This is a genomic window from Jannaschia formosa (genome assembly GCF_003340555.1).
GTDB classification, from domain to species: Bacteria; Pseudomonadota; Alphaproteobacteria; order Rhodobacterales; family Rhodobacteraceae; genus Jannaschia; species Jannaschia formosa.
Window position 1 is genome coordinate 69,825 of the sequence record NZ_QPLJ01000019.1, and the last position, 7,748, is coordinate 77,572.

The following is a 7,748-nucleotide window of genomic DNA, read 5'->3' on the forward strand; positions in this document are numbered from 1 at the left end:
TTTCCTGCAAGTGGTTGAGCACGTCGCAGGAAAAGCTGACAACCGAGAGGTCGCCTAGACATGCTTTGACTAGGATTACGTCGGCGATCAAGACCGTGCTCAGTTATACAGGATCGCTCCACAAACTTTTGCAGCGGTCCGAAAACTCTCGGAGGCCGCTATGGCCGTATTCATGATCGACTTCGATCTCATCAGAGAAGGTGAGAACTACTGGGAAAAGAACGCTCTGTTCCATCGACGGGTGAAGCAAGCGTTCCCAACTTGGTGGAAGCATCTCGACTCGACCTTTCTGGTCGAGACGTCTTGGAACGCCTTGCAAGTTCGTGACTATTTACTTCCCGTGCTCGACGACAACGACAAGCTGTTGGTTGCGAAGCTTTCTGGCGAGGCTGCTTGGAGCGGCATCTCAGAAACCGGGTCGGATTGGCTCAGAAGGACTCTAGGCGCGCAGGTCTGAACACGACGAAACCGGCCGGGGCGCGCAAGCCCCGGCCGGACCTCTCTTGCTCGCGACTAAGGAGCGGCAAGACTAGGCAGCCGTCCCGCCCCGCATTGCACCGATCCCTCCTTGACGCTACGGGCATGCTGCCCGACCCGATCCCGAGGAGACGGAAGCCTTGCCTCAGACCGCGATGCCCCCCGAGGACGAGATCTTCGACCTCCGATACCAGCGCAGCCAGTCCGACCTGTGGCCCATGCTGGACGAGCTCTATGCCACCCATCCCGGCTACGACGCCTTCCGCAAGGCGCTGGACGCCGCGCTCCTGAAGGCGTGGCGCGCGCGGCCTGCCGACCTGCGCCGGCTGGACCTCGCACGCGATCTGGAGCCCGACTGGTTCCAGCGTCCGGGGATGGTCGGCTATGCCTGCTATACCGACCGGTTCTGCGGAAAGCTCGCGGACCTGCCCGGACGGCTCGACTGGCTGACCGATCTGGGCGTGACGTATCTGCACCTGATGCCCCTGCTGAAGCCGCGGCCCGGTGCCAATGACGGCGGCTACTCGGTGATGGATTACGGCCGGGTCGATCCGCGCCTAGGCAGCATGGCCGATCTGGAGGCCGCCGCCCGCGCCTGCCGCGACCGGGGCATCAGCCTCTGCGTCGACATGGTGCTCAACCACACCGCCAAGGAGCATGCCTGGGCCCGCAAGGCCCGCGCCGGAGATCCGAGGTATCGCGACTACTATCTGATGTTCGAGGACGACGCCGTCCCCCGCGCCTACGAGGAGACCCTGGTCGAGGTCTTCCCCGACGACGCCCCCGGCAGCTTCACCTATTACGAAGACATCGACCGCTGGGTCTGGACGACCTTCAACGAGCATCAGTGGGACCTGAACTGGGCCAACCCGCAGATCTTCCTCGAGATGACGAAGATCATGCTTGCGCTGGCCAATCGCGGTGTCGAGGTCCTGCGCTTCGACGCCGTCGCCTTTATGTGGAAACGCATGGGCACGCGCTGCCAGTCCGAGCCGGAGGTCCACCTGATCCTGCGGGCGTTGCGCGCCGCCTGCCGCATCGTGGCCCCCGGCGTGATCCACCTGGAGGAGGCGATCGTCAGCCCCGGCGAGATGCTACCTTATCTGGGCCGCGGGCGGCATGACGGGAAGGAGGGCAACCTCGCCTACCACAACTCCCTGATGGTGCAGGTCTGGGCGGCCCTGGCGTCACGCGACGCAGGCCTGATGACCCATGTGATGCGGACCCATTTCCCCGACCGGCTGACGAACGCGACCTATGCGACCTATCTGCGCTGCCACGACGACATCGGCTGGGCCGTCACCGACGAGGACGCCGCCGCCGTGGGGGTGCAGGGGTTCGGCCACCGCGCCTTCCTGTCGGAGTTCTATCGCGGCGCCTTCCCCGGCTCCTTCTCGCGCGGCGCCCCGTTTCAGCACAACCCCGACACCGGCGACATGCGCATCTGCGGCACGACTGCCTCGCTGGCGGGGGTGGAGCAGGCCCTGGACGAAGGGGATGCGCGCGCGCTCGATCTCGCCATCGACCGCATCCTGATGGGCCACGCCCTGATCGCCAGCGTGGGCGGGATTCCCCTGATCTACATGGGCGACGAGATCGCGCTGCTGAACGACCACGGCTATCTCGACGTGCCCGCGCACGCCCATGACAGTCGCTGGCTGCACCGCCCGAAGATGGACTGGGACCGGGCCGCACTGGCCCGTGCCGATCCCGACAGCGTGCCGGGCCGCGTCCTGAGCGGCTTGCGCGAGATCCTCGGCCGACGGGCCGAGATGGCCGAGTTCCACGGGGCCCATCCGATCGAGATCCTGGATGCCGGCAACCCCAGTGTCTTCGCCTTCGCGCGCCATGCGCCGACGGGCAGCGTGGTCTGCCTCTACAACGTCACCGAGGACTGGACCTCCGTCCCGCGCGACTGGGCGGAGCGCGCCGGCATGAGCCAGGGGGTCGACGCGCTGTCGGGCGGCACGCTCGCGCCCGGCGCGGGCGACATCGCCCTGCCGCCCTATGCGCGCGCCTGGTTGCGTTAGCGGGCAGCGGCCGGGGCCGGAGAGGTCCGATCCCGCACGCCGCCGCGACCTTTCCGGGCCGGACGGAGCGGTGCTCCGGCAAGCCGGCCGGCCGTAACTCTGCGGTCCGGTCAGGATCGGCAGGGCCAGCATGGCGAGGATGCTGCCGAGGGGACCGGCAGGCTCGGCCGCGACCCTGAGCGGTTTGAGCACCGGCTTCTCCGCAATCGCGCGCTGACGCTATCCACCTGCGGCTCGTGCGCCGAAATCCCTTGAACAACCCTCGCGCCGATGGTCGCATTCGCTTGCACACCCAACGGAGCCTCCCATGTCCCTTCCCAGCACGCCCTCCTTTCGCCTCGACGAGCGCCGCGCCTTCGTTCCCGGCGGCACGCGCGGGATCGGGCTGGGCTGTGCCGTGGCTCTGGCCGAGGCAGGCGCCCATGTGACGGTCGCCGCCCGCAGCGCCGAGGGCGTCGAGACCGCCGTCGCGGCGCTGCGCGAGGCCGGGCACGAGGCCGAGGGGGTGGCGCTCGACGTCTCGGACCTGGCCGCGCTCGACGCCTTCCTCGACGGGCGCGCGCCGTTCGACATCCTGTGCAACTCGGCCGGGATGGCCCGGCACGGGCCCTCGCTGGAGACCGACCCGGCGGATTTCGACGCGGTCGTGGGCCTGAACCTCCGCGCGGCGTATTTCATGGCCCAGCGCGTCGCCCGGCGGATGGAGCAGGGCGGCGCCATCATCCAGATCAGCAGCCAGATGGGCCATGTCGGCGGCGTCGACCGTGCCGTCTACTGCGCGACAAAGCACGGGGTCGAGGGCATGACCAAGGCGATGGCGATCGAATGGGGGCCGCAGAACATCCGGGTCAACACGATCTGCCCGACCTTCATCCTGACGCCGCTGACCCAGGCCACCTTCGACGACCCGGTGCGCCGCGCCTGGATCGACGAGAAGATCAAGCTGCCCCGCGTGGGCGAGGTCGAGGACATCATGGGCGCCGTTGTCTTCCTCGCCTCGGACGCGGCGGCGATGATAACCGGGACGTCGCTCCTGGTCGATGGCGGGTGGACGGCGGGATGACGCCGAAGAAGGTCACCTCGCTCGACGTGGCCCGCGCGGCGGGCGTCAGCCAGTCGGCGGTCAGCCGCGTCTTCACCGAGGGGGCCTCGGCCAGCGCGGCGATGCAGATGCGCGTGCGTGACGCGGCCAAAAGGCTCGGCTATCGTCCGAACGTGCTGGCGCGCAGCCTGATCACCGGGCGGTCGCGGATCGTCGGCATGGTGGTCGCCTATCTCGACAACCCGTTTTTTTGCCGACGCGGTCGAGAAGCTGTCCCACGCCCTTCAGGCCGAGGGCTACCACCTGCTGATCTTCACCGTAAGCAATTCGGGCGTCGACCTCGACGGCGTGGTCTCGGAACTGATGGACTATCAGGTCGACGGCCTCATCGCCGCCTCGGTCGACCTGTCGGGGGCGCTGGTGGCGCGCTGCGCGAAGGCGGGGCTGCCGGTGGTGCTGTTCAATCGGGGCGTCGACGGTGCGTCGCTGTCGACCGTCACCTCGGACAACCGTTCCGGCGGGTGCCGGGTGGCGGAGTTCCTGCTGGCCGGCGGGCACGAGCGCATAGGGCATGTCTCGGGCTGGCAGGGCTCCTCGACGGGGCGCGACCGGCGCGACGGGTTTGAGGCCGGGCTGCGCGCGGCAGGCGCCGCGCCGCTGGCCGTGATCGACGGGCGCTACGACCGCGCCACCGCGTCCGAGGCCGCGCGCACGCTGATGGACCGGTCCGATCCGCCCGACGCGATCTTCGTCGGCAACGACTACATGGCACTCGCCGTCATGGACGTGCTGCGCTTCGATCTGGGGCTCTCGGTGCTCGGCGATGTGTCGGTCAGAGGCTACGACGACATCGCCATGTCCGCCTGGCCCGCCTACGACCTGACCACCCTGCGCCAGCCCGTGCGCCGCATGATCGCCGCCACGGTCGAGGAGTTGATGGCGCGCATCGACGCCCCGACCCGTCGCCCCGGCCGCATCGAGATCGACGGCCCGCTCGTCGTCCGCGGCTCGGCCCGCTTGCCGGAGGACCTGACCCCGTGACCGTCGACACCCGATGGAGGGATCTGCCCGACTACATCATCGGGATCACCAAGGAGATCTGGGAGGATCGCGAGATCGCGACGCTCCACGCCTACTCCGCGCCGGACATTGTCGTTCGCTCTCCGGGCTCGGTGGTGGTCGGCGGCCAGCTGAAGGGTTGTCCCGAGATGACGGTGCGGCAGGTCGTCGGCTGGGGCGCGCGCCGCTACTGGGACATGGTCGCGCTGGGCGGCAGGAAGCCCTGCAAGGTCATCGGCGCGGAGGAACTCATCAGCGACCGTCCCGGCTTCGACGTGGACCGGATCCCCCGCGGCTCGTCCACCGAGACGCCGCATGCCCATGACCGGCCATCCGTGCTGATGCCGGCCGCCGGTCATTGGCGCGTCGTCCGGGAGGGCGGCAGCGACAGGCTCGCGCCCGGCGACACGATGTCGGTGCATGCGAGATTGAGCCACGCCGCAACCCCCTCGACGAGCGGGGACACGGCGCTTTACTACATCATGGCCACGGACGATCCGGCGGGGCCGGGCAGGCTCTGACGTCACGTAATTGAACAGCGTTCAAAGAAATGCTTTTCCGGCGCGGCGGTTTTGTCGATGATATGGTGAACAGTGTTCATGGAGTGACCGAGATGTATTACGTCGCCGATACCGGCCGCCTTCTGGCCGAGGGCGTCCTGACCGAGCCACAGGTCGCGGTCATCCGCGCCCAGGCGCGCGAGGCGATGATGCGTCTCGCCGTCAACGTGCTGCTGACCGGCGGCATTCTCGCGGCCACGCTCGGGCTAATCATCTGGCTGGCCGCGCCGCTGCCGGTCGCTTTGGCGGGGGCGCTCGCGCTGGCGGGCGGTATGCTCGCGCTGGCGCAGGGCGGAGAGACGCTCCGCTTCTTCGGAAACGCCGCCGCGCTGATCGGGGCGGGGCTGCTGCTGGGCGGGGCCGGGGCCGAGCTTCTGGGGAGTCATGAGGCCATCGCGGGACCCGCGATGCTGGTCCTCGGCGCGCTGGTCGCCGGCGGCTTCGGCAAAGCCTTCCGCGCCCCGCGCCTGACCTCGCGCTTCGCCTGCGGGGCGATCTTCCTGATGGGCGCCGCGATGCATCTGACGGGACTGGCGCTGATGGCTGGGCAGGGGGGCTGGACGGGCTGGCCGATGGCCCTGACGTCGCTCTATGCCGCGGCGGCGATTGCGGCCTGCGGCATCGTCACTGACATCCGCGCCGTCACGGCGCTGGCCATCGTGCCCTTCGCGCAGGCCCTGTCGACCGGGACGCAGTACTGGCACGCGGCCTATGTCTTCTACTCGCCCGAATCGACGCTCTCGATCCTGCAGATGAGTCTGCTCGCCGGTGCCGGGCTCTGGGCGGCGCAGGCGCTCCCCCCGCGCTGGGGCCGCCATGGGGGCATCCTCGCGATCATGGCGGCCGTGGTCGCGAATCTCTGCGCGCTGGTCGGCTCCCTCTGGGGCGACTGGGTCGGCGAGTCGATCTGGGGGCCGGGCTCCGCCTGGTGGCGCGAGGGGCGCGGCTTCGAGGATCAGGAAAGCTGGGCCGTTGCCCGCGACGCCTTCGAGGCGACGGCGCTCCATATCCCCGAGGGCGTCTATTCCATCCTCTGGGCGCTGGCCCTCGCCGCGACCATAGCCTGGGCCGCCCACACCGCCCGGCGGGGCGTCTTCAACACCGCCGTCACCTTCGCCGGCATCCACGCCTATACCCAGACCTTCGAGACCTTCCACGACGTGCCCGTGGCCTACGTCGTCGGCGGCCTCGCCGCGATCCCGCTGGCCTGGGGCCTGTGGCAGCTCGACCGCCGCTGGATGGCGCCGCGCGGGGTCTGACCCCGGGGCTGGGTTTTCGGTCCCGGCGGCTGCCGGCCGGGATCGGACTCCGCCCGTGCCTGAAGGCGCGGAGGACGGACGGGACTTCGGCGAAGCCGGTCGGGAGGGCGGACTGCGCCCGTGCGCCGATCCGCTCCGGCAGGTCGCGGCAGGCGGCGGCCGGGTTCACCGCGTCCGGGTCTCTCTGTCCCACGACCTTGATCCCGTCGCCCGCCGCCTTGAGGTTCTGCCGTGCGAAGAAAGGGGACAAGGGGTCATGGCCGCAGCTTGACGGAGCGGGCCGGGCGGCTCATTCCTGCGGCAGCGCTAAAGTCTGCCCGACTGCTCCTGCGCGATCCGACGCCTCCGGTCCAGACGCCGTCTCCGAAGCCATCGCCGCGATCCGGATCACGAGCATCGTCGGCCCCATCGCCTGGGACGGGAGCGGCCTGCCGCCCTTCGCGCAGCGCTACGTGGCTAAGGCCCTGCTCGCCGGCGGCCAGTGCCGGCTGAGCATGATCCACGATCTTTCCCCCGGCTCGACGCGGCGGCTGACGCTGGGCGCCGACAGGGGCTACGACAGCGCCGACTTCGTCCGAGACCTCCGCCAGGCCTGCGTCACGCCCCACGTCGCTCGGAAGGCCCGCCATTCGACGATCGATGGCCGCACCACCCGGCACGCGGGTTACGTGCTCTCCCAGAAGCACCGCAAGCGCATCGAGGAGCCGTTCGGCTAGGCCAAGACCGTCGGCGGCATGGCCCAGACCGTCTACCGAGGCCTCGAGCGCGTCCGGTCCCGCTTCATCCTGACGATGACGGCCAACAACCTCGCTCGGTTGCCCCGGATGCTCGCCAAATGATGGCGACAGGGCTGCTCAGGCGCCTCGGCCGGCAGGGCAAACTGCGCGATCAAGCTGCCCAGATCTCCCGGGGATCCCGAAACCGTCCCTAACGCGTCATTTCTTCAGCAGCCTGCTAGGTGTTTGATCCCACGATTCGATGGTGCGATCCTTTCGAAGGGATGGAAGGAAGCACTATGGGACAATTTCGTGATGGCAGCGCCACGACCACGCACGCCGTCAGAGCTGCAATACAGCGATCGCAAGCTTCGCTCGCGCAGCTGAGCCGGGAGCTGGGTATCAACCCGAAGACCGTGGCGAGTGAGCTACTCCCCGTCGGTTGGACAGTTTCCGGGGTAGTTTAAGCTACTGCCTGCACCTTCTGATCGGTTTGGATGCCGTCGAAGTAGACCACGGCGGGCGGCTGGCCGCCATGGGCGGCGTGTGGCCGCTGGTGGTTGTAGAAGGTTATCCAGCGCGCGACGCCCGCCTTGGCCTGCGAC

6 protein-coding genes and 4 pseudogenes are annotated in these 7,748 nt (G+C 68.9%); 9 read left to right on the forward strand and 1 reads right to left on the reverse strand.

Translation table 11 applies throughout. The annotated features are described in order from the left end of the window. Positions 1-160: 160 nt before the first annotated feature. The 9 genes and pseudogenes from DR046_RS16870 to DR046_RS25030 all read left to right on the forward strand — a co-directional run. Complete coding sequence (locus DR046_RS16870; RefSeq protein WP_115383559.1) at positions 161-457, forward strand: trehalase-like domain-containing protein; 297 nt, start codon at positions 161-163, stop codon at positions 455-457. A 160-nt stretch (positions 458-617) separates the two neighbouring features. Continuing rightward, a complete protein-coding gene (locus DR046_RS16875) occupies positions 618-2,507 on the forward strand; it encodes an amylosucrase (protein ID WP_245190984.1) in 1,890 nt (629 codons plus the stop codon). Between the two features lie 307 nt (positions 2,508-2,814). Further along, positions 2,815-3,570 carry an SDR family NAD(P)-dependent oxidoreductase gene (locus DR046_RS16880; RefSeq protein ID WP_115383561.1) on the forward strand — a complete coding sequence of 252 codons (756 nt, stop codon included), beginning with the start codon at positions 2,815-2,817 and terminating at the stop codon, positions 3,568-3,570. Beyond that, positions 3,567-3,662: pseudogene (locus DR046_RS24760) on the forward strand (hypothetical protein); the annotation flags it as partial. The gene DR046_RS16880 and the pseudogene DR046_RS24760, both read left to right, overlap by 4 nt. Positions 3,663-3,819: 157 nt before the next feature. Then, positions 3,820-4,590: a substrate-binding domain-containing protein gene (locus DR046_RS16885; RefSeq protein WP_306418055.1), complete on the forward strand. Its 771-nt coding sequence runs from the start codon at positions 3,820-3,822 to the stop codon at positions 4,588-4,590. Beyond that, positions 4,587-4,739, forward strand: a pseudogene (locus DR046_RS16890) (nuclear transport factor 2 family protein); the annotation flags it as partial. The gene DR046_RS16885 and the pseudogene DR046_RS16890, both read left to right, overlap by 4 nt. A gap of 482 nt (positions 4,740-5,221) precedes the next feature. Beyond that, entirely contained in the window at positions 5,222-6,427 is a 1,206-nt protein-coding gene (locus tag DR046_RS16895; RefSeq protein WP_115383562.1) for a hypothetical protein, read from the forward strand. 488 nt (positions 6,428-6,915) lie between these two features. Further along, positions 6,916-7,266, forward strand: a pseudogene (locus DR046_RS24335) (transposase); the annotation flags it as partial. A 176-nt stretch (positions 7,267-7,442) separates the two neighbouring features. After that, a pseudogene (locus DR046_RS25030) lies at positions 7,443-7,565 on the forward strand (IS481 family transposase); the annotation flags it as partial. Between the two features lie 41 nt (positions 7,566-7,606). On the opposite strand, the gene DR046_RS24915 reads toward DR046_RS25030, so the two are convergent. After that, positions 7,607-7,748: integrase core domain-containing protein (locus tag DR046_RS24915; RefSeq protein ID WP_167767149.1), on the reverse strand; the 142-nt coding region annotated here is incomplete at its 5' end.

Bases quoted from the DNA above. Each gene is read 5' to 3' on its own strand.
- DR046_RS16870 (WP_115383559.1), top strand. From the start codon at position 161: ATGGCCGTATTCATGATCGACTTCGATCTCATCAGAGAAGGTGAGAAC.
- DR046_RS16895 (WP_115383562.1), top strand. From the start codon at position 5,222: ATGTATTACGTCGCCGATACCGGCCGCCTTCTGGCCGAGGGCGTCCTG.
- DR046_RS16880 (WP_115383561.1), top strand. From the start codon at position 2,815: ATGTCCCTTCCCAGCACGCCCTCCTTTCGCCTCGACGAGCGCCGCGCC.